The 25,392-nt window shown below is 61.8% G+C and carries 30 protein-coding genes; 9 read left to right on the plus strand and 21 right to left on the minus strand.

Going from position 1 to position 25,392, the window contains the following annotated elements:
* Positions 1-38: 38 nt before the first annotated feature.
* The 5 genes from pheT to infC all read right to left on the minus strand — a co-directional run bounded on the left by pheT (position 39) and on the right by infC (position 5,088).
* Positions 39-2,462 carry a phenylalanine--tRNA ligase subunit beta gene (pheT, locus tag H4I97_RS16205; protein WP_182305649.1) on the minus strand — a complete coding sequence of 808 codons (2,424 nt, stop codon included), beginning with the start codon at positions 2,460-2,462 and terminating at the stop codon, positions 39-41.
* A gap of 13 nt (positions 2,463-2,475) precedes the next feature.
* Positions 2,476-3,561 carry a phenylalanine--tRNA ligase subunit alpha gene (pheS, locus tag H4I97_RS16210; protein ID WP_182305650.1) on the minus strand — a complete coding sequence of 362 codons (1,086 nt, stop codon included), beginning with the start codon at positions 3,559-3,561 and terminating at the stop codon, positions 2,476-2,478.
* A gap of 133 nt (positions 3,562-3,694) precedes the next feature.
* On the minus strand, positions 3,695-4,099 hold the full coding sequence (rplT, locus tag H4I97_RS16215) for a 50S ribosomal protein L20 (protein ID WP_182305651.1): 405 nt from the start codon (positions 4,097-4,099) through the stop codon (positions 3,695-3,697).
* A gap of 36 nt (positions 4,100-4,135) precedes the next feature.
* Positions 4,136-4,339 (minus strand): 50S ribosomal protein L35, encoded by a 204-nt coding sequence (rpmI, locus tag H4I97_RS16220; protein WP_112685884.1) that lies wholly within the window; start codon positions 4,337-4,339, stop codon positions 4,136-4,138.
* Positions 4,340-4,551: 212 nt separating this feature from the next.
* The gene (infC, locus tag H4I97_RS16225) at positions 4,552-5,088 is read right to left on the minus strand and encodes a translation initiation factor IF-3 (protein WP_244658797.1); all 537 of its coding nucleotides are present in this window, start codon (positions 5,086-5,088) and stop codon (positions 4,552-4,554) included.
* Positions 5,089-5,269: 181 nt separating this feature from the next.
* Between infC and H4I97_RS16230 the strand changes: the two genes are divergently transcribed.
* Together H4I97_RS16230 and H4I97_RS16235 are read left to right on the plus strand one after the other, a co-directional pair.
* Positions 5,270-6,076, plus strand: coding sequence for an alpha/beta hydrolase (locus H4I97_RS16230; protein ID WP_182305652.1), 807 nt, complete (start codon positions 5,270-5,272; stop codon positions 6,074-6,076).
* A gap of 108 nt (positions 6,077-6,184) precedes the next feature.
* The gene (locus H4I97_RS16235) at positions 6,185-6,805 is read left to right on the plus strand and encodes a transglutaminase-like cysteine peptidase (protein WP_182305653.1); all 621 of its coding nucleotides are present in this window, start codon (positions 6,185-6,187) and stop codon (positions 6,803-6,805) included.
* Between the two features lie 20 nt (positions 6,806-6,825).
* Here H4I97_RS16235 and H4I97_RS16240 read toward each other — a convergent pair whose 3' ends face one another.
* Together H4I97_RS16240 and mbfA are read right to left on the minus strand one after the other, a co-directional pair.
* Positions 6,826-7,092 carry a hypothetical protein gene (locus H4I97_RS16240; protein ID WP_182305654.1) on the minus strand — a complete coding sequence of 89 codons (267 nt, stop codon included), beginning with the start codon at positions 7,090-7,092 and terminating at the stop codon, positions 6,826-6,828.
* Between the two features lie 111 nt (positions 7,093-7,203).
* Positions 7,204-8,190 (minus strand): iron exporter MbfA, encoded by a 987-nt coding sequence (mbfA, locus tag H4I97_RS16245; protein ID WP_182305655.1) that lies wholly within the window; start codon positions 8,188-8,190, stop codon positions 7,204-7,206.
* 218 nt (positions 8,191-8,408) lie between these two features.
* On the opposite strand from mbfA, the gene H4I97_RS16250 reads away from it, so the two are divergent.
* Together H4I97_RS16250 and H4I97_RS16255 are read left to right on the plus strand one after the other, a co-directional pair.
* Entirely contained in the window at positions 8,409-8,888 is a 480-nt protein-coding gene (locus H4I97_RS16250; protein WP_182305656.1) for a group III truncated hemoglobin, read from the plus strand.
* Between the two features lie 178 nt (positions 8,889-9,066).
* The gene (locus tag H4I97_RS16255; RefSeq protein ID WP_182305657.1) at positions 9,067-10,173 is read left to right on the plus strand and encodes a TRAP transporter substrate-binding protein; all 1,107 of its coding nucleotides are present in this window, start codon (positions 9,067-9,069) and stop codon (positions 10,171-10,173) included.
* 448 nt (positions 10,174-10,621) lie between these two features.
* On the opposite strand, the gene H4I97_RS16260 is transcribed toward H4I97_RS16255, so the two are convergent.
* The 5 genes from H4I97_RS16260 to H4I97_RS16280 all read right to left on the minus strand — a co-directional run bounded on the left by H4I97_RS16260 (position 10,622) and on the right by H4I97_RS16280 (position 14,065).
* On the minus strand, positions 10,622-11,650 hold the full coding sequence (locus H4I97_RS16260; protein ID WP_182305658.1) for a histone deacetylase family protein: 1,029 nt from the start codon (positions 11,648-11,650) through the stop codon (positions 10,622-10,624).
* Between the two features lie 157 nt (positions 11,651-11,807).
* Positions 11,808-12,191, minus strand: a complete 384-nt coding sequence (locus H4I97_RS16265) for a hypothetical protein (RefSeq protein ID WP_182307685.1) — start codon at positions 12,189-12,191, stop codon at positions 11,808-11,810.
* A gap of 155 nt (positions 12,192-12,346) precedes the next feature.
* On the minus strand, positions 12,347-12,886 hold the full coding sequence (locus H4I97_RS16270; protein WP_182305659.1) for a GNAT family N-acetyltransferase: 540 nt from the start codon (positions 12,884-12,886) through the stop codon (positions 12,347-12,349).
* Between the two features lie 25 nt (positions 12,887-12,911).
* Positions 12,912-13,490, minus strand: a complete 579-nt coding sequence (locus H4I97_RS16275; RefSeq protein ID WP_182305660.1) for a helix-turn-helix domain-containing protein — start codon at positions 13,488-13,490, stop codon at positions 12,912-12,914.
* A gap of 53 nt (positions 13,491-13,543) precedes the next feature.
* Entirely contained in the window at positions 13,544-14,065 is a 522-nt protein-coding gene (locus tag H4I97_RS16280; RefSeq protein ID WP_182307686.1) for a MarR family winged helix-turn-helix transcriptional regulator, read from the minus strand.
* Between the two features lie 113 nt (positions 14,066-14,178).
* Here H4I97_RS16280 and H4I97_RS16285 point away from each other — a divergent pair, with 113 nt between their 5' ends.
* The gene (locus tag H4I97_RS16285; protein WP_182305661.1) at positions 14,179-14,568 is read left to right on the plus strand and encodes a DoxX family protein; all 390 of its coding nucleotides are present in this window, start codon (positions 14,179-14,181) and stop codon (positions 14,566-14,568) included.
* Between the two features lie 12 nt (positions 14,569-14,580).
* Here the strand turns inward: H4I97_RS16285 and H4I97_RS16290 are convergent, their stop codons facing one another.
* Complete coding sequence (locus H4I97_RS16290) at positions 14,581-14,982, minus strand: nuclear transport factor 2 family protein (RefSeq protein WP_182305662.1); 402 nt, start codon at positions 14,980-14,982, stop codon at positions 14,581-14,583.
* A gap of 81 nt (positions 14,983-15,063) precedes the next feature.
* Between H4I97_RS16290 and H4I97_RS16295 the strand changes: the two genes are divergently transcribed.
* Both H4I97_RS16295 and H4I97_RS16300 read left to right on the plus strand, forming a co-directional pair.
* Positions 15,064-15,657 carry a GNAT family N-acetyltransferase gene (locus H4I97_RS16295; protein WP_182305663.1) on the plus strand — a complete coding sequence of 198 codons (594 nt, stop codon included), beginning with the start codon at positions 15,064-15,066 and terminating at the stop codon, positions 15,655-15,657.
* Positions 15,654-16,529 (plus strand): carbon-nitrogen hydrolase family protein, encoded by an 876-nt coding sequence (locus H4I97_RS16300; protein WP_182305664.1) that lies wholly within the window; start codon positions 15,654-15,656, stop codon positions 16,527-16,529. The genes H4I97_RS16295 and H4I97_RS16300 overlap by 4 nt, the downstream gene beginning before the upstream one ends.
* Positions 16,530-16,532: 3 nt before the next feature.
* Here H4I97_RS16300 and H4I97_RS16305 read toward each other — a convergent pair whose 3' ends face one another.
* The gene (locus H4I97_RS16305; RefSeq protein WP_182305665.1) at positions 16,533-17,777 is read right to left on the minus strand and encodes an RNA polymerase sigma factor; all 1,245 of its coding nucleotides are present in this window, start codon (positions 17,775-17,777) and stop codon (positions 16,533-16,535) included.
* Positions 17,774-18,139, minus strand: a complete 366-nt coding sequence (locus H4I97_RS16310; protein WP_182305666.1) for a YciI family protein — start codon at positions 18,137-18,139, stop codon at positions 17,774-17,776. Before H4I97_RS16310 ends, H4I97_RS16305 begins: the two co-directional genes overlap by 4 nt.
* 223 nt (positions 18,140-18,362) lie before the next feature.
* Between H4I97_RS16310 and lepA the strand changes: the two genes are divergently transcribed.
* Positions 18,363-20,186, plus strand: coding sequence for a translation elongation factor 4 (gene lepA, locus H4I97_RS16315; RefSeq protein ID WP_182305667.1), 1,824 nt, complete (start codon positions 18,363-18,365; stop codon positions 20,184-20,186).
* 44 nt (positions 20,187-20,230) lie between these two features.
* Here lepA and H4I97_RS16320 read toward each other — a convergent pair whose 3' ends face one another.
* A complete protein-coding gene (locus H4I97_RS16320) occupies positions 20,231-20,608 on the minus strand; it encodes a winged helix-turn-helix transcriptional regulator (protein ID WP_182305668.1) in 378 nt (125 codons plus the stop codon).
* A gap of 20 nt (positions 20,609-20,628) precedes the next feature.
* Between H4I97_RS16320 and H4I97_RS16325 the strand changes: the two genes are divergently transcribed.
* Positions 20,629-21,048, plus strand: coding sequence for an antibiotic biosynthesis monooxygenase family protein (locus H4I97_RS16325; protein WP_182305669.1), 420 nt, complete (start codon positions 20,629-20,631; stop codon positions 21,046-21,048).
* 136 nt (positions 21,049-21,184) lie between these two features.
* Here the strand turns inward: H4I97_RS16325 and H4I97_RS16330 are convergent, their stop codons facing one another.
* The 5 genes from H4I97_RS16330 to H4I97_RS16350 form a co-directional block, all read right to left on the minus strand.
* Entirely contained in the window at positions 21,185-21,496 is a 312-nt protein-coding gene (locus H4I97_RS16330; RefSeq protein ID WP_182305670.1) for a hypothetical protein, read from the minus strand.
* A 145-nt stretch (positions 21,497-21,641) separates the two neighbouring features.
* Positions 21,642-21,995: a carboxymuconolactone decarboxylase family protein gene (locus tag H4I97_RS16335; RefSeq protein WP_182305671.1), complete on the minus strand. Its 354-nt coding sequence runs from the start codon at positions 21,993-21,995 to the stop codon at positions 21,642-21,644.
* Between the two features lie 115 nt (positions 21,996-22,110).
* Positions 22,111-22,317: a heavy-metal-associated domain-containing protein gene (locus H4I97_RS16340; RefSeq protein ID WP_182305672.1), complete on the minus strand. Its 207-nt coding sequence runs from the start codon at positions 22,315-22,317 to the stop codon at positions 22,111-22,113.
* A gap of 122 nt (positions 22,318-22,439) precedes the next feature.
* Positions 22,440-22,850: a Cu(I)-responsive transcriptional regulator gene (gene cueR, locus H4I97_RS16345; RefSeq protein WP_182305673.1), complete on the minus strand. Its 411-nt coding sequence runs from the start codon at positions 22,848-22,850 to the stop codon at positions 22,440-22,442.
* A 15-nt stretch (positions 22,851-22,865) separates the two neighbouring features.
* Positions 22,866-25,361: a heavy metal translocating P-type ATPase gene (locus tag H4I97_RS16350; protein WP_210297087.1), complete on the minus strand. Its 2,496-nt coding sequence runs from the start codon at positions 25,359-25,361 to the stop codon at positions 22,866-22,868.
* Positions 25,362-25,392: the final 31 nt, after the last annotated feature.

Raw genomic sequence — 25,392 nt, forward strand, 5'->3', positions numbered from 1 at the left:
GGGCGGCTGCGCCGCCCTTTCCGCTTGTCCTCATCGTGTCAGGCGCGAAGTACGCCACCGGTCGACTTTTCGACGTTGGCAATGATCTTCTTGGTCAGCGCGTCGAAATCATCGTCGGTCAAAGTCTTCTCGACCGGCTGGATCAGCACCTCGATCGCGACGGACTTGCGCCCCTCGCCGAGCGATGCCCCCTCGAAGACGTCGAAGACATTCACACCGGTGATAAGCTTGCGGTCGGCACTGCCGGCCGCCTTGACGATTGCTCCGGCCTCCACCGTCCTGTCGACGACGAAAGCGAAGTCGCGTCTCACCATCTGGAAGGGCGAAAGCTCCAGCGCAGGCTTCGTACGGGTGGCCTTCTTCTTCGGTTCCGGTACCGCATCGACATAGATCTCGAAGCCGGCAAGGGCGCCGGTGACATCAAGGGCCTCCAACGTCTTAGGATGGAATTCTCCGAAGTAACCGAGGGTCACTTTTGGGCCCATCTTGATCGTGCCGGAGCGACCCGGATGGTACCACGCGGGTGCACCGGGCTCGACCTGCACATTCCCCATCGGCAGACCGCAGGCTTCCAGCACGGCGAGCGCGTCGGCCTTGGCGTCATAGACATCGACCGGTTTGCCGCCGCCCTTGGCAGCGTTCGACCACATGCGGCCGGCACCGGAAAGCGAGGCCGTTCCGCGGCGAATGCCGGCGGCGACGCGACGCTGCCCCTCCGGGGCATCGTTCTCGTACGTGCCCGAAACCTCGAAGATCGCGACATCCCCGAAACCGCGGTCGGCGTTACGTTGAGCCGCAGAGAGAAGGCCCGGTAACAGCGAAGGACGCATGTCCGACATATCGGCGGCGATCGGGTTCGCCAGCCGGAGCGCGTGACTTCCGCCGCCGAAGAGCTTTGCCTGTTCGTGCGAGATGAAGGACCAGATGACGGCCTCCAGCATGCCGCGGGCGGCCAGCGCGCGTTTGGCCGTGCGCGTGCGGATCTGCAGCGGCGTCAGGATGCGGCCATTGACGGCACCGGCGCTCGGCAGTGGCGCGGGCTTGATGTTGTCGACACCATGTATGCGCATGATCTCTTCGACAAGATCGGCCTTGCCGTCGATGTCCGGTCGCCAGGAGGGAACGGCAACCTTGACCACCTCGCCCGTGCCTTCGACCTCGAAGCCGAGACCGGCAAGGATTTCGCGACCTTCCGCGTTCGAGACGGTCAACCCCGTCAGGCGCTTCACTTCGGAGAACGGGAAATCGACCACCTTCTTCACATGGTCTTTGTATCCGCTGACCTGGGAGGCCGCCGCCGTGCCTCCGCACATTTCGAGCACCAGTTCGGTGGTGCGCTCGAGGCCGGGCACCATGTATTCCGGATCGACGCCGCGTTCGAAGCGGTAGCGCGCATCGGTGATGATGCCGTGGCTGCGGCCGGTCTTGGCGATATTGATCGGGTCCCAAAGCGCCGATTCAATCAGCACGTTGACGGTATTCTCGTCACAGCCGGAATGCTCGCCGCCCATGATGCCGCCGATCGATTCCGGACCGTTGTCGTCGGCAATGATGACATTGGCCGGGTTGAGCTTGTAGGTGCGGGTGTCGAGCGCAAGGATCTCCTCGCCCTCGCGGGCACGGCGGACCACGAGGTCACCCTTGACCTTGTCGGCGTCGAAGACGTGCATCGGCCGACCCTGGTCGAAGGTCATGTAGTTGGTCACGTCGACCAGTGCCGAAATCGGACGAAGACCGATGGCGAGAAGCCGCTGCTGCATCCACCGGGGACTCGGGCCGTTCTTCACGCCGCGAACTAGACGATAGGCGAAGCCGGGGCAGAGCCGCTCATCGTCGAGCACGATCTTGACCTCGACGGGGGTCTCGCCTTCGACCTTGAAATCCGGCGCCTTCGGCAGTCTCAGCTTGCCAAGGCCGGAGGCGGCGAGATCGCGGGCGATGCCGAAGATCGAGGTGCAATCCGGACGATTGGGCGTAAGATTGATCTCGACGACCGGATCGTCGAGGCCGGCATAGGCAGCGAACGAGGTACCGACCGGCGCATCCTCAGGCAGATCGATGATGCCGTCGTGATTGTCGGAGATGTTCAGCTCCTTTTCGGAGCACATCATGCCGTGACTTTCCACGCCGCGGATCTTGCCGACGGCGAGCGTCACGTCGATGCCGGGGACATAGGTGCCCGGACGGGCAAGCGCGCCGACAAGGCCGGCGCGGGCATTCGGCGCGCCGCAGACGATCTGCACCGGCTTACCGTCGCCTGCGTCCACCATCAGCACCTTCAGCCGATCGGCTTCCGGATGCTTTTCGGCCGTCAGCACCTTGGCGATAACGAAGGGCTTGTAGGCAGCTTTGTCATCGACGTCCTCGACCTCGAGGCCGATCGCCGTCAGACGCTCGCAGATCTCGTCGAGCGTGGCGTCGGTTTCCAGGTGTTCCTTCAGCCAGGAGAGTGTGAATTTCATCGTTCTATCCTCCTCACGCGCTCAGGCCGCCGAACAGCGTCGGCACGTCGAGCGGGCGGAAACCGTAGTGGCTCATCCAGCGAACATCGGCGTTGAAGAAATCGCGAAGGTCCGGCATGCCGTATTTCAGCATGGCGATGCGGTCGAGACCCATACCCCAGGCAAAACCCTGGTACTCGTCCGGGTCGAGCCCGCCGGAACGCAGGACGTTCGGGTGCACCATTCCGCAGCCGAGGATTTCCATCCAGTCCTTGCCCTCGCCGAACTTGACGATCGGTCCCGAGGAACGGTCACACTGGATATCCACCTCGAAGGACGGCTCGGTGAAGGGGAAGAAGGACGGCCGGAAGCGCATCACGACATTGTCCACCTCGAAGAAGGCCTTGCAGAATTCCTCGAGCACCCAGCGCATGTTCGCGACGTTTGCGGTCTTGTCGATGACGAGGCCTTCGACCTGATGGAACATCGGCGAGTGGGTGGCGTCGGAGTCCTGGCGGTAGGTCTTGCCGGGAATGACGATGCGGATCGGCGGCTTCTGCGCTTCCATGGTGCGGACCTGCACCGGGGAGGTGTGGGTGCGCAGCACCTTCCGCTCACCGTTGGAATCCGGCTCCAGGAAGAAGGTGTCGTGCATCTCGCGGGCCGGATGGCCTTCGGGAAAGTTGAGCGCGGTGAAGTTATAGTAGTCGGTCTCGATGTCCGGACCTTCCGCAATCGAAAAACCCATATCGGCGAAAATGGCGGTAATCTCGTCGACGATCTGGCTGATCGGATGGATGCGACCGCGCTCGGCCGGCGAGGAGCGGACAGGCAACGAGACGTCCACCGTTTCGGCGGCGAGGCGGGCAGCGATAGCAGCATCCCGAAGCTCGGCCTTGCGTGTGGTGATCTGCTCGGTCACCTCGTTCTTCAGCGCGTTGATGGCGGCGCCGCGCGTCTGGCGCTCCTCCGGCGTCATCGAGCCGAGCGTCTTCAGTAGCTCGGAGATCGAACCCTTCTTCCCGAGGGCTGCAACGCGCAGCGCCTCGATTTCCGCCTCACCGTCGGCGGCGGCGATATCGGCCAGGAGGGCCGCTTTCAAACTGTCGAGATCGGACATGTCTCTTGTTCCTGCCCCTGATTGCCGAAACCACACTGCGGTCGGCATGACACCGATAAAGAAAAAACCCGCGCCAGCCCTGCCAGCGCGGGTTTCCCAATCGAATTTTTAGAAAGCTTGGGAAGCGCTGGTCTTAACGAACCGCGCTTTCAAACTCGTTGGCCGAACCGTCTTCCTTGAGGTACTCGAGGGCCTTCTTCGAGGCGGCGACGAGCGCACCGAAAGCTTCCGGCTCGCGGATTGCGAGATCGGAAAGAACCTTGCGGTCAACTTCGATACCGGCCTTGTTGAGACCGTCGATGAAGCGGCCGTAGGTGAGGCCGAATTCGCGGACGGCAGCATTGATGCGCTGGATCCACAGAGCGCGGAAGTTGCGCTTGTTCGCCTTGCGGTCGCGGTAAGCGTACTGCTTGGAACGGTCAACCGCGGCCTTTGCGGCGCGGATGGTGTTCTTGCGGCGGCCATAGAAACCCTTGGCTGCCTTCAAAACCTTCTTGTGCTTGGCGTGGGCGGTAACGCCACGTTTTACGCGTGCCATGTCATGATCTCCTTAGTAATCCAGTAGAGCCGGGTCTCAGAGACCGTTCGGCAGGTAGTTCTTGACGACCTTCTTGCCGTCAGCGTCGGCGAGAACCATGGTTCCGCGCGCGTCGCGAATGAACTTGTTGGACCGCTTGATCATGCCGTGGCGCTTGCCAGCAGCAGCTGCCAGCACCTTGCCGGTAGCGGTGACTTTGAACCGCTTCTTGGCAGCAGACTTCGTCTTCATCTTGGGCATTTTGCTACTCCATTGTTTTTGTATCGAAAGGAACAGACGAGGCTCCCTTCAAGCATTAGAAACGGCCACGGCATGCCCTGCCGGACCGTTCGGACGCGCGCTTATAACCGCACTCGGTCAAAAGCGCAACGGGTTCGACCGGGGGAATCGGCCGAAAGACGTGAAAAGCCGCCGACAGGCGGCGGCTTCGGTCACAGAAGTGGGCTTTCACCTCACCTCGGCGCCAGCACCATCATCATCTGACGGCCTTCGAGCTTCGGCTCGGCTTCCACCTTGGCGATTGCCAGGGTATCTTCCTTCACCTGCTGCAGAAGCTTCATGCCGAGCTCCTGGTGAGCCATTTCGCGGCCGCGGAACTTCAAGGTCACCTTGACCTTGTCGCCCTCTTCGAAGAAGCGGTTCATCGCCCTCATCTTCACCTCATAGTCATGGGTGTCGATGTTCGGCCGCATCTTGATTTCCTTGACCTCGACGATCTTCTGCTTCCTGCGCGCTTCGGCCGCCTTCTTCTGGTTGGCGAATTTCAGCTTGCCGAGGTCCAGGATCTTGCACACGGGAGGTTCAGCATTCGGCGAGATCTCGACGAGATCGAGACCGGACTCTTCGGCCATGTGAAGGGCTTCGTCCGTCGGCACGACACCGAGGTTCTGACCTTCTTCATTGATAAGCTGAACTCTGGGGACCCTGATCTCCCGGTTTGAGCGCGGCCCTTCCTTTACGGGGGCGTCGGCTTTGAAAGGTCTGCGAATGGTCGTATTCTCCTCATTGGTTTCCGAATGCGGCATCGTCGGCCGGAGCGAAATCTCGTCTTTCCATTGCGCTTGCAGCTGCCGCGGCAAGGCTAATAACACGCTTCGGAAAGAAAATCACCTAGTGTGCTCGCAAGAACGAATCAGTTTTATGAACGCGTAGCGAGATTTGGAGTTCCTCATGACAGACATCAAGACTGAGCCCCGACTGCAGCATCTCGTCGTGGGTTCGGATGAGGCAAGGCGGGAGATCGCGATGCTGATCCGGCCAACCTCCGACCCGGCCGCGGGCCCGGCGCTGATGTGGCTGGGCGGCTATCGCTCCGATATGAGCGGGACCAAGGCGGAGGAGCTTGACGGCCTTGCGGCACGCACCGCGCGCCAGGCGATCCGCTTCGACTATTCCGGCCACGGCGCCTCGGGAGGCGATTTCAAGCTCGGCACCATCTCGCGCTGGCTCGAAGAGGCGCTCGCGGTCCTCGATGCAGCGGCACCGGAAAGTGTCGTCCTAGTCGGCTCTTCCATGGGCGGCTGGATCGCGCTTCGCCTCGCCCAGGAACTCAAGCGCCGCGGGACAGGTCCGAGGCTCGAAGGCATGGTGCTCATAGCACCCGCGCCCGACTTCACGACCGAGCTGGTGGAGCCGAATCTCAGCGCGGACGAGCAAAGGTCGCTTGAGGAGCGTGGCTATTTCGAAGAGTTGTCGCAGTACAGTCCGGAGCCAAACATCTTCACTCGCGCCCTGATCGAAGACGGGCGCAACAACCGGGTACTCACCGGTATTATCGAGACCGGCTGTCCGGTGCACATCCTGCAGGGAATGAAGGACCCCGACGTGCCCTATACCCATGCGCTGAAGCTGGTCGAGTTCCTGCCTGCCGACGACGTCGTCCTGACGCTGGTCCGCGACGGCGACCACCGGCTCTCCCGCCCCCAGGACATCGAGCGGATGAACGCTGCGATCCTCGGCATTTCAGAAGCAAAGTGATGCATTTTAACCATAGCTACGAATTGCCTGTCTTCAGCAGTTGCTAATGATTGACTAACACGTCCCTCCCGCATTAACTCTTCGTTAACGATATAAAGGGACGGGTTCATGAGGAACGGTTCGCGTGCGTTCGCCGCAGCATTGGCGGCGACGGCATTTTTTGCGCCGATCAACAGCGGCTTCTCGGCGCCGGCGGCACCGAAAGCCATGGTCACCGGAGCCGTCACCTCACAGCCGATCGGTCACTACGAATTCTGTCGCAGCCATCGCGACGAATGCAGCCTCCACGGTCGTGCGAACGCACCGGCGCCCCGGATAACCGATCGGGGCTGGAGCGTTCTGCGCGACATAAACGTTTCGGTGAATGCCTCAATCACGCCGATGACCGACTCCGACATCTACGGTCGCGAAGAAGTGTGGACTTATCCCACCGATGTCGGCGACTGCGAGGATTTCGTTCTGTTGAAGCGCAAGAAGCTGATCGAAGCGGGCTTCGACCCTTCCGACCTTCTCATCACCGTCGTGCGCAAGCCGGACGGCGAAGGCCACGCGGTCCTGACAGTGCGCGCGGCGCAAGGCGACTATGTCCTCGACAACCTGAACGACGAGGTCAAACTCTGGACTGCGACGCCGTATACCTATCTCAAGCGGCAGGCGAGTTTCGATAGTGGCCGATGGGTGACGATCGAGAACGGCACGACCGATCTCATGGTCGGCGCGTTGAAATAAGGCCATTTCTGACCGCGTGCTCAGCTACCGGGCTCCTCGCGCGTCGGCGGAGCCAGGCGTGAAAGCAGGGCCATTGTTTCTGCAGCTGTGCCAGCGGCACCGAGCAGGAACAGGATCGCGGCACCGGCACTGGCTCGTTCACTGACAAACACGATTGAAACCGGAGCGGCTGCCGACAGCACCATGCGGACGCCCGAAAGAATTCCCGTCGTCCGGCCATAGTCGACAGTGCCAAAATAATAGAGCGGCAGCACGCCGAGACCGATGGTCAGAGGGGACGGTGTCATGGTGCGCCGCCACGCCGGCCGCGTCGCGCCAGGCTGGCAACCGCCGCTGGACTACCAGACCGAGCGGCATGCAAGCGAACGGCGCCTGTCTGGCGCCGTCCGGATGACAGGCTAGCCGTTGCCGATCAGGATACCTGCCGCGAGCACGAGCGAGCCGCCGAGAACGACCTGCATGGCTGCGCGCAGGAACGGCGTTTCCATGTATTTGTTCTGGATGAAGGCAATCGCCCAGAGTTCGATGAAGACGATGACCGCTGCGGTGATCGTCGCCGTCCAGAAGTGGGGGATCAGATAGGGCAATGCGTGGCCGAGGCCGCCGAGCGCGGTCATGATACCAGACGCGAGACCGCGCTTCACCGGCGAACCGCGGCCCGACAGCTTGCCGTCGTCGTGGGCGGCTTCAGTGAAGCCCATGGAGATGCCGGCGCCGACCGAGGCGGAGAGACCGACGAGGAAGGTCTGCCAGGTATCGCCCGTCGCAAACGCCGCGGCAAAAATAGGTGCGAGTGTGGAGACCGAGCCGTCCATCAGTCCCGCCAGACCCGGCTGAACATAAGTCAGGATGAACTGCCGTCGCGCTGTCTGGGCTTCCTCGTGCGCAACCTCGGCAGGCACATGCTTTTCGCCCAGCATACGGGCGGTCTCTTCATGTCCTTGCTCGGCCAGCGCCAGGTCCCCGAGCAGACGTCGTGTTTCGGCATCGCTCGTCCGCTTCGCCGCTTCCGTGTAGAAGCGGTAGGCCGATTGTTCCATCGCTTCCGCTTCATCGCGAATCTGCTCGAGCGTCTGGTTCGCCCGGAGCCAATCCGGCTTACGGCTATAGAAGTCACTGACGTATTCACGACGGATGAGAGGAATGCGCTCACCGAACCGACGACGATGCATGTCGATCAGCATATTGCGGTGGGAATGCTCGACTTCCGCCATGTCTTCGAACACTTTGGCCGATTGCGGGTACTGGGCCCGCAACTGGTCGGCATAGGCGAGATAGATTCGCGCGTCGTCCTCCTCGGAGGAAATCGCGAGTGCCAATACTTCCTGTTCGCTCAGGCTCGCGAAGGAGCGTTTCGAAGAGGATGGGAAAAATCGACCGAGCATGAATGACTCCATTTAGAATAATTCTAATTTATCTATTCCGGTGGCCCGGTCAAGGGCCGATGGCCATCGCCCAACAGGCATATCGCCGCATTGCATCGGACGTTTCGCAGTCTAGACATGCGGAGTAGGTATTCGCTCATGTGCGTTTGGCAACATGCCTTGAAATTGACAGATATCAATCCAACTGAAGAGAAAACAATCCAGGGAGACGTTATCAAATGGCCGCCGATCTGACGGTGCGTGCAGCCCATGTTGCTGGTATACGCGAACGCGCCCAGGCCGAGATGGAACGTCTCGGCGTGGATGCCGCGTTCATCGACCTCCTGGTCGAAACTTTCTATGGTCGCATCCGCGCCCACGAACACCTCGGCCCCGTCTTCGAACAGCGGCTTGCCGGACGCTGGCCCGACCACCTCATAAAGATGAAGAGCTTCTGGTCGTCTGTCGCGTTCAAGACCGGCGCGTACGGTGGCAAGCCGGTTCAAGCCCATCTCGACGTCGAAGGCGTCTACGACGGCCTGTTCGCCGAGTGGCTCACACTCTTCCGCGCGACACTCGACGACATCGCGCCGAACGAGGAAGCGGCACAATGGTTCATGGGGACGGCCGAGCGCATTGCCCGAAGCCTCGTATTAGCGATGTTCTACAATCCCGCGCTGGACGATCCGACGAATCGGCGACCGACACCGGCGCTCTAAGGACGGCACCGTAAAATTTTCGCACGCAGCGGCACCTCGCCGCGCAATCTTCGCAAAGAAACGCTGCCATTGCCGACCGAAATTTGCGCGGATGATCTTGCACAAACGGCGATGAAGTGATTTATCCCGCGCCGGGAGAGAGGAAGATTTTACCCTATAACGACTAAGGCTTCCCATCATGAACCGTCGCACGTTCTTCAAGCAGGCCGGCACCGCCGGACTGGGTGCCGCATCGGCCGTGGCACTTGCCGCACCCGCGATTGCGCAGCAGAATCCGAAACTCACCTGGCGTCTCGCCTCGTCTTTCCCCAAGAGTCTGGACATCATCTTCGGAGCGGCAGAAGACATCGCAAGAAGCGTGTCGGAGGCCAGCGACGGCAATTTCACGATCCAGAATTTCGCCGCCGGAGAGATCGTACCACCGCTGCAGACCGCCGACGCCGTCGCAGCCGGAACCGTCGAGATGGCACATACGTGCTGTTACTATTACATTGGCAAGGATCCGGCGTTCGCACTCGGCACAGCAATCCCCTTCGGTCTTAACGCCCGCATGACCAATGCATGGTTCACCGCCGGCGGCGGCAACGGCCTCCTCAACGCCTTCCTCGCGAGCTACAATCTTTATGCGTTGCCGGCCGGCAATACCGGCGCGCAGATGGGTGGCTGGTATCGTAAGGAAATCAAAAGCATCGAGGATCTGAAAGGTCTCAAGATGCGCATCGCCGGTCTTGCCGGTGAGGTGATGAGCAAGGTAGGCGTCACGCCCCAGCAAATCGCCGGATCGGACGTGTACCCGGCGCTCGAGAAGGGGACGATCGATGCAACCGAGTTCGTCGGGCCTTACGATGATCTCAAACTCGGCTTCTACAAGGTTGCCAAGTACTATTATTACCCGGCCTGGTGGGAAGGCGGACCGGCAGTCCATGCCTTCTTCAACCGCGAGAAGTTCAACGAACTGCCGAAGAACTATCAGCGCATTCTCTCAGATGCCTGCGCAACCGCCAACGCAAACATGCTCGCACGTTACGATGCATCGAATGCCGCGGCCCTGCGCAAGCTCGTTGCCGAGGGCGCCCAGTTGCGCGCCTTCAGCTCCGACATCCTCGATGTCTGCCACAAGGCAGCCAGGGAAACCTATGCCGAGCTCAGCGCCAAGAACGAAAATTTCAAGACGCTTTACGAGAGCCAGCAGGCCTTCAAACAAGATGCCTATCTCTGGGCACAGATCGCCGAGTACGGTTTCGACACCTACATGATGCTGCAGCAGCGAGCCGGTACACTCTAGCGCAGCACCAATTCACATCGATATGGGAAGACTGGGAAGACCCCGGACGATCCGTCCGGGGCCTTCATACAATATCAAGGCGAAGCAAGAAGATGCCGGGGTATAGGATCTCCTTCGAGACCTGCTGACGGAATCAGCCGAGGCGGAGCCCACGACCGGCTGGGGGGTGGGGGTTGGACGTGGGCTCCTGACCACCTCAGGGGGTGGCTGGGCGGACCATATCAGCTGCGTGCGCAGCGTTTAGCCCTTCCCCGCAAATGCACCGCTATTTCGACGGAGCTTATTAAAGGCGCTCTAACGGTGCGATCCGAACTGTTCCCATTTGAAACAGACCCGCGGGCGGGGCAGCTACGACCTTCGGGTCCGCTCCTCCTGCAAAAGAGGCGCCGCTCTTGCCGATTTTCCGAAGAGGGTGTTTCCGCCGGTTTCACTCGATAGGCAAAAGACCTCAGCTTTCCAGCCCCTTGAGCACGTTTGCAACGTTGAGTCCGATCTGCGGCACGCCGTAGCCTCCCTCCATGACCGTCAAGACCGGCAGGCCAGCGGCAGCAATCATCTCACCCATGCGAAGATAGTCCGCGCTCTTCAACTTGAAGAAGCTGATCGGATCCTCTTCGAAGGTGTCGACGCCGAGCGATAGGACGATAGCTTCGGCACCGTAAGAGCGGATGCGTCCGAGCGCATCCGCAAGGGCGGACGACCAGACGTCCCAGGCCGTACCAGAAGGCAGCGGATAGTTCGCGTTAAGTCCGTCGCCCGGGCCCTCTCCGGTTTCGTCGGCATATCCCATGAAGAACGGGAAGGCATCTTCCGGCTCACCGTGGAGAGACGCGAAGAAGATGTCGCCGCGGCGGTAGGTGATGTCCTGGGTGCCGTTGCCATGATGAAAATCGACATCGAGGATCGCAACCCTCGACGCTCCGCGATCAAGCAATCGTTGTGCAGCAACGGCAGCGTTATTAATGAAGCAGTAGCCGCCGAAGAGATCGATGCCGGCGTGATGACCCGGCGGGCGGCAGAGCGAGAAGGCTAACCTGTTGCCCTGAGAAAGCCAGTCTGCGCCGGAAACGGCGACATCCATCGAGGCCATGGCGGCCTCGTACGTGCCGCCGGAAATCGCCGTCTCTGCCGAGTTGGCGTAGTAGCCGACAGCACCGTCTATGTTCTTCGGCACACGGCCTACCTGGCTGCGGCGGCAGGGAAAGGATGTAGCAATTGCTTCGCCTTCGAAGCCCTGAGCGCGCCACCGCTCCCAGCAGGTGCGCAGGAACTCGAGATAACCGGCGTCGTGGACCTTCAGGGCTGTCTCAAGTCCGTGCTCTTCGGGCGCGGCAACCTCAGAAAATCCCGCCTCCTTGACGGCCGCAAGAATCCATTCGGCACGAAACGGACCCTCGAAGGGCTTTACCAGCAGGCCACCGTGCAGCTCCGTCTTTGCATCCCGCAGCTTGTGCTTCTCCGAATAGAAAACCCGCATTCACACCACTCCTCTGTCGATTTGGGGCGCACGCTACCCTTGCGTCCGAGGATTTGGCAAGGGACCGAGCGATCCCTTCAGCCATGCAGGCCGGAACGCGCTCGAAAGAGGATTCGAGCGGTCCGGAGCCGTCGACCGCGAAATTCTCGGTGGCGCTTTATTCGACGAGATTGATTTCTTCGGTTTCACCGCCGGAGCACACATAACAGCAGTCGCTGCAGGATTCGGCGTTATCCGGCCCGGTTCCCCAATAGGTACCGCGGTCGCCGGAAACCCAGGCACCATAGCAGATCGATTCCCCCTCGTTGCAGGAAAGCGGAATCTGTTTGGTCTCGCCGTCGTCGAGATAATAGACCTGATTGTTCCCCGGCCATACATGATCGCGGTCTTGGCTGTAGAGTTCGACCTCAACGGCGTTCGGATGCTCGTTGCGCATGACAAAGGTGACGTCGGCGGCAAGTGCAGGCAGCGCCGCAGCGAATATGGCACCCGCCGTCAGAAGAAGCCCCGCAGATTTGCGCGCTGCGGAAACGAAAAGCATCATGAGATTCCCCCAGTTCATGGATATTGTCTGTGACGCAATGGCTAGCATGCCCATCAGGGCTCATGGGAGAGACGAACGACGACGTATGGCGCCCATTTTTGGCACAACCTGTGAGTCCGGTCAGCGCGCTACGCGAAAGCAGGCTCGAGCGGTCAGGTGTTCGCGGCCGGGGCGAGACGTTTGTAGAACACCGTGGTTGCGCAGTAACGACCGTCAGGAAACAAGGCGTACTCCGGGATCACACCGGAACGTACCCAGCCGAAACGTTCGTAAATTGCCTCTGCAGGCTCACCGGTCGCCGTGTCGAGGACAAGCAGCCAACGTCCGCGCGCCCTCGACTCCTGCTCGGCAGCGGTCATGAGTTGCCGCGATAGACCTCGACCGCGAGCCGTGCGGTGCACGAGCAGCTTCATCAGGTCCGCCCGATGCGGCTGGTTCGGTTTCAATGCGAAGCCGATCTGTACCGTACCGATCAAACCACCGGCCTCGTCCTCGGCAACGAAGAGCAACACCTCATTCCTCCCGACCGCGGACGCGACTCCCCGCCAGTATGCCGCTGCATCGTCATCCGCCAACGGCGCCATGAAACCAATCGAGGCACCGCCGTCGACGCAATCACTAAGTATCTCGCAAAGATCGGGAACACGGGCGAGTGCTTCTTCTTCGTTCAGCAGGCGAATGACGGCAGACATGAAAGGCTCCGGGAGAGGGCTTGCATCAACGTGGGCCGAGGTCGATGACCACGGCATAGCGGGCAGGTTTGTCTGTCGGATTGCGAAAAGCATGCACCTCACCGACGTTCATATGCAGACAGTCACCGGCGGCAAGTCGATAGGTGCGCTCACCAACGGCCAGTTCCATCTCCCCCTCGAACAACCAGACGTGTTGCCATTGGGTGCGACTTGCCGGCTGGCTGCCGAAGCGCACTTCCGCCGCGGGCGGAAACTCGACTTCCACGACGTCGACGCGCGAGCCCGTGCCGGGCGGGCCTACAACGCGGCGCAGATAGCCGCTTTCCGGATCGCGCCAGACGGGCTGGTCGACACGGCGCGCCAGAGGCTCGGACGCGCCGGCGGCAGTATCGAAGAAAACCGACAGCGAAAGACCCAGCGCCGAACAGAGCCTCGCCAGCAACACAGCCGTCGGACTCGTCTCGGCGCGCTCAATCCGCGAGATCATCGCCCGACTGACGCCTGACATTTCGGCGAGCTGGTCGAGCGTCAATCCGCGTTCGTTGCGCAGCGCTCTTACGCGCTCCCCAATCGACCGGGCGAAGTCATTCTCTTCATCTTCCATTATATGAGAATTACAGCATCACATAGTGGAGTCAAGAGCAGCAACTAGGCACTTCAGGGATCGAGAGCAACCGCCAACTTGGCCAGCAGACGTCCGAGATCTTCCTTTTCGTGCTCGTCAAGGCACGTCAGAAGATCGGCCTCAAGCGCCATGTCGGCGCGGAAGGCCGCCTCGGCCTGATTGCGCCCGAGCGGCGTCAATTGCACAGGGAGGCTGCGTCCATCACTCTCGCTTGGCGGACGCTCGACAAGACCGGCCTTCTCAAGACGCGCAAGTCTCGGAGTCAAGCCGCCCGAGGTGATCATCAGCTGCTGGAACAGCTCGGTCGGGCGAAGCCGATAAGGAGGGCCGGACCGCAAAAGCGTCGCCAACACGTCAAATTCGCCGGTATCGAGTCCGTATTTCGCAAACACCGCCTCGATGGATGGGCGAACCTTCAGTGTGATCCAGCGCGCGCGACCGAGAATGGCCATGCCGACGGTATTCACATCCGGAAGCTCCCTGGACCATTGTCGCCGGCGCACGCCGACGTGATCATCCTGCAGATCCTGCCCCGAAGTAATTTGTCTTGCCATAAAGCTATCTCCTGTTATCTTTCCCAAAAGATAAACGGATGTGCGGTGCTTCTCAAGAAAAAGATGCACTGTGGGGTGCGCCCGATCGGCACGCGGAGAGAGGAGAACGACCTATGAAACAGGAACTAATCGCCCTTTGGGCCGGGCGCGGCCTGTCGCTGATTTTTGTCCTGTTCATGCTTGGAGCGTCGGTGGCGCCCAAGCTTCTCGGCCTGCCTGTTGCGGAGGAGACGCTTGCTGCCCTCGGCTGGCCACCCGGCTATTCGACGATGATCGGCATCATCGAGCTGACCTGCGTGGTGCTCTACCTGGTTCCACGCACCAGCCTGCTCGGCGCCATCCTGATGACCGGCCTTCTCGGAGGCGCGATCGCGACGCAGTTGCGCGCCCAAAGCCCGCTCTTCAGCCACGTGCTATTCAGCTTTTACATTGCCGCTTTCATGTGGGGCGGCCTGTGGCTACGCATGCCGGCCATCCGCGCAGCGCTGCCACTCCTTCGCTGAGAAACCCGTCCCTCAGCCGCCGACCTGACGAACCCATTCCGGAAGGCTGTAGTAGTTGGATATCCGCGCGACCTTGCCGTCCCTGAGTTCGAAGAAGGCGCCGGCCGGGAGAACGTATTTCTGGCCGTTCGCTGGCGGAAGGCCTTCATCCGTCGCCAGATATTCGCCATTGACGACGAATTCGGCCGCCCCACGTCGGCCGTCCTCACTGGTCATGACCACCATATCGGTAAGTTCTTCCCTGTAGCAGCGATTCATGTGTTCCATGAAGCGTGCGAAAGCCTCCTTGCCGATCTGGCGTTCACCCTGGTTGATGTCGTGAACGACGTCATCGGTCAGAAGCGCCAGGAAGGCCTCCATGTCGCCGGCATTGAAAGCTTCATAGTAGGCGCGGATCGTATCGGCAGCGGTCATGGCATTCCTCCGTGGCAGGCAGGACTTGGATCAAAGGTTCGGGAACGGTATAACCGCTCCCAAACGGACTGAAAACACTTCATGGCCCTCGCGATCCAATCCTTCTCCGGCGGCGAGATCGCCGCATTCGTCGACGACCTTGCTCGGTTGAGGATCGCTGTGTTCCGGGATTTCCCGTATTTGTACGAGGGCGACCTCGCCTACGAGCGGAATTATCTCGCCACCTATTCGCGTTCCGAGGGTTCGGTTTTCGTACTGGCGGCCGATAGCGACCGAGTCGTCGGTGCAGCGACGGGAACGCCGATGGTCGGAGAGACGGACGAGGTGAAGGCGCCCTTCCTGGCCGCAGGACGCGACCCGGCCGAGCATTTCTACTTCGGCGAAAGCGTGCTTCTCCCCGAATATCGCGGCCAGGGCATCGGCGTGAAGTTCTTCGAAGGCCGCGAGGCCCAGGCGAGAAAACTCGGCCTGCGCTATGCCACCTTCTGCGCCGTCGAGCGCGCGGCCGATCATCCGCGCAGGCCGGCCGATTACGTGCCTCTCGATTCGTTCTGGACCAGGCGCGGCTACACCCATCATCCCGAGCTGCGCACGACCTTCTCCTGGCGCGACCTCGACGAGGCCAGGGAAAGTCCGAAGCCCCTCTCTTTCTGGATACGGGACCTCCGTTCATGACCAAGATCACGCTCGCAAGCTGCCAATACAAGATCGATCTGATCGAGACCTGGGAGGATTACGCCCTCCATCTCACCCAACTCGTGCGTGCAGCCGTCGAGAAGGGAGCAAAGCTTCTGCTGCTGCCCGAATATTCGGGCCTTGTGCTCACCGGCCAGATCGACGCGCAGGTCCGCTCTGATCTGCACGGGTCGATTGCCGGTATCCAGCCGATGATCCCGGCCTGGCTCGAACTCTGCGAGAACCTCGCCCGGACCCACGGCATCGTCTTTCAGCCGGGCTCGGCGCCGATGCGCGATCCTGACGGCAACTATCGCAACCGCGCCTGGCTCTTCGGTCCCGATGGCCTGATCGGCCATCAGGACAAGATCATCATGACCCGCTTCGAGCGAGAGCAGTGGGGGATTGCAGCCGGCGAGGACGGCCTCCGCAGTTTCGAAACGCCGCTCGGCACGCTCGGCATCCTCATTTGTTACGACAACGAGTTCCCGATGCTCGGTCGCAAGCTTGCGGACCTGGGCGTCGAACTCATTCTCGCGCCGAGTTGCACCGATACGCTGGCCGGCGCCTATCGGGTGCGGATCGGGGCACAGGCACGCGCCTTGGAAAACCAGATTGCTGTGCTCGTCTCACCGACGGCGGGCAATGCACCATGGTTCCCGGCTCTCGACGAGAACAGGGGGCGCGCGGCACTGTACGTGCCGCCGGACTACGGCATGCCGCCGTCTGGCGTGTTCGCCGAGAGCGAGAGCGATGATGTCGATGAAAGCCGATGGCTGATCACCGATATTGACCTTGAGGATGTGTTGCGGCTGCGCACCGAGGGCCAAGTCGCCACACGACGCGACTGGCCGGAACAGTTTGCCGTCTGAACCCTATTTCCCGACGAGATCGGCCCGGCGCCGTTCCAGGAACCGGCGTTCCGCCTCTCCCGGTCCAAGAGCAAGTGCCCTGTCGAAGGAAATCCGCGCTTCGTCGTGGCGCCCGAGCCGCGACAGAACGTCGGCCCGGGCGGCGAGGAACGGCAAAAAGTCGTTCAGCACATCGGCATCCAATCGGTCCAGCTCGATCAATGCAGCCTCTGCCCCTTGCACCTCCGCAAGCGCCACTGCGCGGTTGATACGGATCACCGGATCGTCGCGGAGGCCGAGCAGGATGTCGTAAGCCGCGAGCACGGCCTTCCATGGCGGCGGATCGGCGACACTCCTTCTGCCGCACCAGAGCGCATGGATCATCATCTGCATGATGCGAGGTCCCGGCCCTGACATCCCGAGCGCTCTTGCGCAGTATCCCCGAGCCGCCGCGATCATTGGCTGCGACCAGAGCGCCGGATCCTGTTCGACCAGGGGAATCATCGCCCCGGTCGAATCGATACGTGCCGGACGGCGCGCCTCGGCGAAGCGTACAGTCGCGGCCAGCGCCAGAACCTCGGCCTCCTCGGGCAGCATTTCCGCGAGCAATGCGGTAAGGTCGAACATTTCGCGGGCAAAACCTGCATGACGGCCCGAGCCGGCCGCGTCCTCATGCGCCTTGGCATAGGCGATCTCGATCGTCGACAGCACTGCGGACAGGCGTGCGGCCCAGTGCTCTGGCTCCGGAACCTCAAAGCCGACGCCGGCCTCCGTAATATTGCGCTTGGCTCGCACCAGCCGCTGCGCAAGTGTGGTTTCGGACAACAGAAAGGCACGTGCGACCTCGCCTGTCGTCAGGCCGCAGACGAGCTTCAACGTGAGCGCCGCGCGGCTTTCGCCGCCAATGGCCGGATGGCAGCAGACGAAGATCAGCTTCAATCGCTCGTCGGGAATTACGGCGTCGTCGCTTGTCAGCCGATCTTCGGCGGTCGGTTCGGACGCCGGCTCGTCGGGACGGTTTTCCGTGCGTGTCCGACGGCGACGCAGAATATCGAGCGCCGTGCGCTCTGCCACCCGATAGAGCCATGCCGCGGTATCTCGCGGCGGACCTTCATCTTTCCAGGCCTTGGCTGCCTTCAGGCAACTTTCCGCAAACGCCTCTTCCGCGAGATCGAGGTCTCGATAACGGGCGGCTAACGCCGCGCGGATGCGCCCGCCGACCGCCCGAAAGGCATCGTCGAGCGCCCCCTCGCCGACCGGTGTGCTCACCGCGTCACCCCGGGCGGCAGCGGAATGAGCGGGCGAATTTCGATGGCTCCGTCACGCCCCAAGGGCACACGCCGAGCGAGCGCTATCGCGGCATCGAGATCCGGCACATCGATCAGGTAATAGCCGCCGAGCTGCTCCTTGGTTTCGGCGAACGGACCATCGTGGATCGTCTGTTCACCGTTCTCGCGGCGGACCGTCGTTGCGAATGCGGTGCCCTTGAGGCCTCCGCCGCCGAGCCTTGCAGCACCCATCTCGCCGATGAGGGCGAAATGCTTCGGCCCGATTTCCGCCATGAGGGGGCCGGTCTTTTCCGGACCGCCGAAGATTTCCTCATTCTCATAGATCAGAAGCATGTACTGCATGGTATCGGCCCCTCCTTGAGGCATTTCCGGCCCGGCCATCGGCGCCGTCACCGAAGAGACGCGCCGCCAACCACGGAATCGACACCGCCACGCAAAAAAATTCAACCGCCGTTGGAGAGGCACGTGGCTCCGCCCCGGAAATCTTGCTGCTACGCCGCGAATGCCGCTGAAACCCCCATATTCCGCTTTGCCGGCGGATTGCGCGCTGCTATATGCGCTGCCCATGAGCACATCGTCCCGCACGCCCCTTGACCATATCCGCAATTTCTCGATCGTGGCCCACATCGACCATGGAAAGTCGACGCTGGCCGACCGTCTGATCCAGTCGACCGGCGGTCTTGCCGACCGCGAGATGTCGGAACAGGTTCTCGACAACATGGAGATCGAGAAGGAACGCGGCATCACCATCAAGGCCCAGACCGTGCGCCTGCACTACAAGGCGAACGATGGCGAAACCTATGTGCTCAACCTCATCGACACGCCCGGTCACGTCGACTTCGCCTACGAGGTGTCGCGCTCGCTCTCGGCCTGCGAGGGGTCCCTGCTCGTCGTCGACGCCTCCCAGGGCGTGGAAGCGCAGACGCTCGCCAACGTCTACCAGGCGATAGACAACAACCACGAGCTGGTGACGGTGCTCAACAAGATCGACCTGCCGGCCGCGGAACCGGAGCGGATCAAGGAACAGATCGAGGAAGTCATCGGGATCGACGCCTCGGACGCCGTGCAGATCTCGGCGAAGACGGGTCTCGGCATCCCCGACGTGCTCGAAGCCATCGTGCACAAGCTGCCGGCGCCGAAGAGCCCCGGTGGCGAGACGGCTCCGCTGAAGGCGTTGCTGGTCGACAGCTGGTACGACACCTATCTCGGCGTCATGGTTCTCGTGCGAATCATCGACGGCGTGCTGACCAAGGGCCAGACCATCCGCATGATGGGCACGGGTGCAAAATACACGGTCGAACGTGTCGGCGTGCTGACCCCGAAGATGGTCAATGTCGATAGTCTCGGCCCCGGCGAGATCGGTTTCATCACCGCCTCGATCAAGGAAGTCGCCGATACCCGCGTTGGCGACACGATCACCGACGATAAGCGCCCGACGGCACAGGCCCTGCCCGGCTTCAAGCCCGCCCAGCCGGTCGTATTCTGCGGCCTGTTCCCGGTCGATGCCGCCGATTTCGAGGACCTGCGCGCCGCCATGGGCAAGCTGCGCCTTAACGACGCTTCCTTTTCGTTCGAAATGGAAAGCTCGGCAGCACTCGGCTTCGGCTTCCGCTGCGGCTTCCTTGGCCTGCTGCACCTCGAGATCATCCAGGAGCGGCTCGAGCGCGAATTCAACCTCGACCTCGTCGCCACCGCCCCTTCGGTTGTCTACCAGATGACGCTGACGGACGGCACCGAGAAGGAGTTGCACAATCCGGCCGACATGCCGGACGTGGTGAAGATCGAGGAAATCCGCGAGCCGTGGATCAAGGCGACGATCATGACGCCCGACGAATATCTCGGCGGCATCCTGAAGCTCTGCCAGGATCGGCGTGGCATTCAGACCGAACTCACCTATGTCGGCAACCGCGCGATGATCACCTACGAGCTGCCGCTCAACGAAGTGGTCTTCGACTTCTACGACCGGCTGAAGTCGATCTCCAAGGGCTATGCCTCCTTCGACTACCACATCCTCGACTACCGCGAGGGCGACCTCGTCAAGATGTCGATCCTGGTCAACGGCGATCCGGTCGATGCGCTTTCGATGCTGGTCCACCGCTCCGCCGCAGACCGGCGCGGGCGCGGCATGTGCGAGAAGCTCAAGGAACTCATTCCGCCGCACATGTTCCAGATCCCGATCCAGGCGGCGATCGGCGGCAAGGTGATCGCACGCGAAACCGTCCGCGCGCTGCGCAAGGACGTGACTGCCAAGTGTTACGGCGGCGACGCCACCCGCAAGCGCAAGCTTCTCGACAAGCAGAAGGAAGGCAAGAAGCGCATGCGTCAGTTCGGCAAGGTCGAGATCCCGCAGGAAGCGTTCATCGCCGCGTTGAAGATGAACGACGAATAAACCGGCGAAGGCCGCATTGATGATCGCGGCCTCCTGAGCGATGCTCAGGCTCGGCGGCGGGGTGCGCGGGCTGCCGATGGCTCGCCGTCTCTCTCTTTGGCGGCATGCGCCAAACCCCAATTCCCCATGGCATCCAGCACCGGCACCAGCGACAGGCCGTAATCGGTGTATCGATACTCGACATAGACTATGTCCCCGCCCTTCACCGGCGTGCGGGAGATGACGCCGTCGCGACGCAGCGCCAGCAGGTTTTCCTGCAGCACCTTTTCGGACATTCCGACAATGCGCCTCAACTCTCCGAAGGTTGCCGCCCCGTCGCGCAGTCGCCACAGGATCCGCGGCTTCCATTTTCCGCCGATGACCTGAATGGTCGCCAGGACTGGGCAATCATGCATCTTGTCGACGTCCACCCAGGCCTCCATTGCCACTTTCCACCCGCCGCATGACCGGCGACACCATAGCCCGCGTGCGGCGCCATACTGGTTACCTCAAGGTAAGCGCTTGTCTCCTTTGGATATTCTGCAAAAATGTCGCCGAAACCCGGGAGCGCACCGCCATGATCGTCGAATACATTCGCTATCAACTCAAGCAGCATACGCCCGAAGAACTCATCGCAGCCTACCGCAAAGCGCAAGACAGCCTCAAGGCCGCGCCGGAATGCCACGGCTTCGAACTGGCGCATTGCGTCGAGGATCCGTCGAGCCTCACCCTGCGCATTCTGTGGACGTCCACCGAAGACCACCTGCAAGGTTTTCGAAAGGGATCCCACTTCCTGCCCTTCCTTGCCGCCATCCGACCGTTTGTCGGCGAGATCGCGGAGATGCAGCACTATGCCGTCACCGACCTCGATTGGCAGCGGTGATCCTGGGGCCAGAAGGCGGAAATGCTGATCCACGAGTGCAATTCCTACAGCCACGATCCCTATCCGCCAAAGGGCTGACGCAGCTTCGCCGTCCGCCTCTTTCGAGACGGGCGGCTTTCTGTTTCTGCGGACCCGGTTACGGCTGCGAGTTGCCTGCAGGCGGGTTCGCCGGAGCGGCATCATTGGTCGGCGGCGTTGCCGGAGCCGCGGGTGTGGCCGGCTGGATCGCGGGTGCTGTGTCGGTCGCGGGCGCCGTCGTCGAGGACGTTGTCGAGGACGTTGTCGACTGGTCGACGCCGGGGCCGCCGCTCATCAGCGACCAGACGACCAGCCCAAGGACGATCACGGCGCCAATGGCCGCCCATGTCCAGGTGCCGCTGCGCGACGCGCGTGGCGGCGGGTTCCGGACGTCGGGCGGATCACGATTGAGATTGGGATCATAGGTCATGGCACTTCCTCCTGTCGGTCTCGGAAGGAAATGCAGATCCGGCCGGATGGTTCCAAACTGACGTTGACTGCCCCCAGCGATCGTGCGCGATTTCGCTGAAGAACTCTGCCCGTTTCCGGCCGCGAACGACCATGCACCGGACGCGTTACTCGCCCGCGCCGCCGAACTGCTCCCAGGCGCTCATCGCATGTGCCGCATACATCAGCGACGGGCCGCCCCCCATATAGACGGCCATGCCGAGCGTCTCTTCGAACTCCGCCTTGGTCGCGCCAAGCTTCACCAGCGCATCGGTGTGGAAGCCAATGCACCCGTCGCAGCGCGTGGCAATCGCGATCGCCAGCGCCACGAACTCCTTGGTCTTCTTGTCGAGCGCTCCGTCACGGGTGGCGGCCGACGCCATGGCGGAAAAGCCTGCCATGACGTCGGGAATATCCTTCCGCAGCGTCTTGGTCTGGGCGGAGATATCCTTGGTGATGTCGGGATAGTATTTCGTGACCATCGGGAGAGCCTTTCCTGTCAATACATAACGATATGCGTATGTCTTAATCGGAGGTCAACGGCTCAGCCTTGAGGAAGATCAAATTCCGGCGAGATTGCAGAGGTCGCAAGCCGCGTCAGGCTCCGATCCGCTCCGGCGTGTAGCCCGCTTCGCGGATTGCCGCCTCGGCTTTCGCAGCGTCGCCCGCAACACGAACCTCGTGAGAGACGAGGTCGACGGAGACCTCCGCACCGGGCAGGGCATCGGCGAGTGCGGTCTTCACGGATTTGGCGCAGTGGCCGCAGGTCATGTCTTCGACACGGAAGAGATTGCGTTCGGTCATGTTACTTTCCTTTTCTCTGATGCCTTTCGGCACGGTTACCATTGGTGATGCAACTTCCCCCACCGGGAAGGTGAAGCGGAATTTCCGGGTGGCATAGCGACACGTACCACCCTTGCGACGACCTAGTGCCCTTTGGCTTGAGCGTCCGCACCGGCAAGATCAGCAAGGATCGGGCAGTTCGGCCTGTGGTCGCCCTGGCAGCAATCGGCGAGTTCCGTCAGCGTCGCGACCATCGACTTCATGGCCGCGATCTTCTCCTCGAGATCGACGATGTGGGCAAGCGCCACTTTCTTGACCTCCGCACTCGCTCGGCTCTTGTCGTCCCACAGCTTCAGCAACCGCTCCGTCTCCTCGAGCGAGAAGCCGAGGGAACGGGCGCGGCGAATGAACCGCAGGCGATGGACTTCCTCTTCGCCATAGAGACGATAGTTCGAAGCCGTGCGGCTCGCCGGCCGCACGAGGCCGATTTCCTCGTAATACCGGATCATCTTGGCCGAAACGCCGGAGGCTTCGGAAGCTTCGCCAATATTCATGTCTCTTCCTCCTCGTCAGGAAAGCCGGCTCACCTGCGCCCGCTTCAAACGCAACGCATTGGTGACCACGAAAACGCTCGACAATCCCATCGCGCCGGCCCCGATCATCGGCGAGAGCAGAAGACCAAAGGCAGGATAGAGCAGGCCGGCCGCCACCGGGATCAGGAGAACGTTGTAGCCGAAGGCCCAGAACAGGTTCTGTTGGATGTTCCGCATCACCGCGCGGCTCAGTTCGATTGCATGAACGACCGAGCCGAGATCGCCGCCGACGAGCACGACATCGGCGCTTTCGATGGCCACATCTGTACCGGTTCCGATGGCGAGGCCGGTATCGGCACTCGCCAGTGCCGGGGCATCGTTGATGCCGTCGCCGACGAAGGCGATCGTCGACCCCTTCGACGTCAATTCCCGGATCACGTCCACTTTGCCTTCCGGCAGCACTTCGGCGATCACCTCGTCGATACCGGCGGCACTGGCGATCGCTTCCGCCGTTCCGCGGTTGTCACCGGTTACCATGATCACTTTCAGGCCCATCGACTTCAGTGTCGAAACCGCAGCCGGACTCGTCTCCTTCAAGGGGTCGGCAACGGCGACTGCTCCGGCAAGGACACCATCGATGGCCACGTAAAGGGGTGTCTTTCCCTCTGCGGCCAGCCGTCGAGCAGCGTCAGAGAACGGTGCGACCGAAAGGCCGAGCTTTGCCATGAGCCGATCGGCACCTGCAGAAACTGCACGACCCGCTACAGCACCCGTAATGCCGAAGCCCGGTACCGCATCGGCCTTCTCCACGTTGGCAAGCGCGATCTTGCGGGCTTCGGCCGCGTTGACGATCGCCTCTGCCAGCGGATGCTCCGAACGCGCTTCCAGGCTGGCGGCCAGCATCAGCACCTCGTCCTCGGAAAATCCGTCCGCCACGATAAGGTCGGTAAGCTCCGGCCGGCCCTTTGTAATGGTACCGGTCTTGTCCATCACGATGGTGTCAGCCTCACGCAGTTTCTGCAGAGCCTCGCCCTTGCGGAACAGCACACCCAACTCCGCCGCACGTCCCGTGCCGACCATGATGGAGGTGGGAGTGGCAAGCCCCATGGCACAAGGGCAGGCGATGATCAGCACCGCGACAGCCGCGACGAGGCCGTAGGTATAGGCGGGGTCAGGTCCGACAAGCACCCAGATAACGAAGGTAAGCGTCGCGATTGCCATGACCACCGGCACGAACCATCCCGTCACCCTGTCAACCAGCATCTGGATCGGCAGTTTCGATCCCTGTGCTTCGCCGACCATACGAATGATCTGCGAGAGCATGGTATCAGCGCCGACCTTTTCGGCGCGGAAGCGGAAGCTTCCGCTCGTGTTGATCGTGCCGCCGATGACGGTCGCACCCGCGCTTTTCTCGACAGGTACGGGTTCGCCGGAAATCATGGACTCGTCGACATAGGAGCCACCGTCGATCACAGTACCGTCGACCGGAATACGCTCACCGGGTCGGATCACCACGACATCACCCACGATGACGGTCTCCGTCGCGACGTCGACGGCGACGCCGTCGCGTTCGACACGAGCCGTCTTCGCCTGCAGGCCGGCGAGTTTGCGGATCGCCTCGCCGGTGCGACCCTTTGCTCGCGCTTCGAGCAATCGGCCGAGCAGAATGAGCGTGACGATCACCGTCGCGGCCTCGTAATAGATGCTGCGGGCCTCATACGGCAGCAATTCGGGCGCGAATGTCGTCACGAGAGAGTAGCCGTAGGCGGCCGATGTACCGATGGCGACGAGTGAATTCATGTCCGGTCCGCCACGCAGGAGCGCCGGAAAGCCTTTCACATAGAAGCGAAGACCCGGCCCCAGCAGAACGGCCGTCGCAAGGGTAAACTGGATGTAGTTCAGGAGATTTCCGGGAAAGATCGCCATGAGCGTGTGGTGCAGCGGCGGGTAGAGATGACTTCCCATCTCCATCACGAAAAGCGGCAGCGTCAGGATGAACGCGATAGCGAAATCGCGGGTCAGCTTGCCGATCTCGCGGGCGCGCGCCGCCTGCGCGGCATCTCCCTTGTCCGTGTCGACGACAAGTTTGGCGCCATAGCCGGCTTTGCGGACCGCGTCCAGCAAGGCCGGCACCTGGGACTTGCCGCCAAGGACGGAGACGGTCGCCTGCCCCGTCGCCAGATTGACGGTGGCGCGTTCGACGGCCGGCACAGCCTTGAGGGCCTTCTCGACCCGCCCGACGCAGGAGGCGCAGGTCATATCCTCGATTTCGAGCTCGATCGTCTCCGGCTTCGCCTCGTAACCGGCGGCATGGATCGCTGCGAGGAGCTTCTCCGCGGTGAAGCCCTCTTGCGGCCTTACCGTCAGAGTCTCGGTCGCAAAATTCACGGCGCTTTCGGCGACGCCTGGCACAGCCGCAGCCGCCTTCTCGACGCGTTTGACGCAGGATGCGCAGGTCATCCCTTCGACAGGCACCTCGATGGGAGCGGCGCGCGATGACATCTGGTTCAGTCTTGTCGGCAGTTCGTTCATGATTTTCACCTCTGCCATCCTAGATGGACCT

The sequence above is a fragment of the Ciceribacter thiooxidans genome (genome assembly GCF_014126615.1).
GTDB classification, from domain to species: Bacteria; Pseudomonadota; Alphaproteobacteria; order Rhizobiales; family Rhizobiaceae; genus Allorhizobium; species Allorhizobium thiooxidans.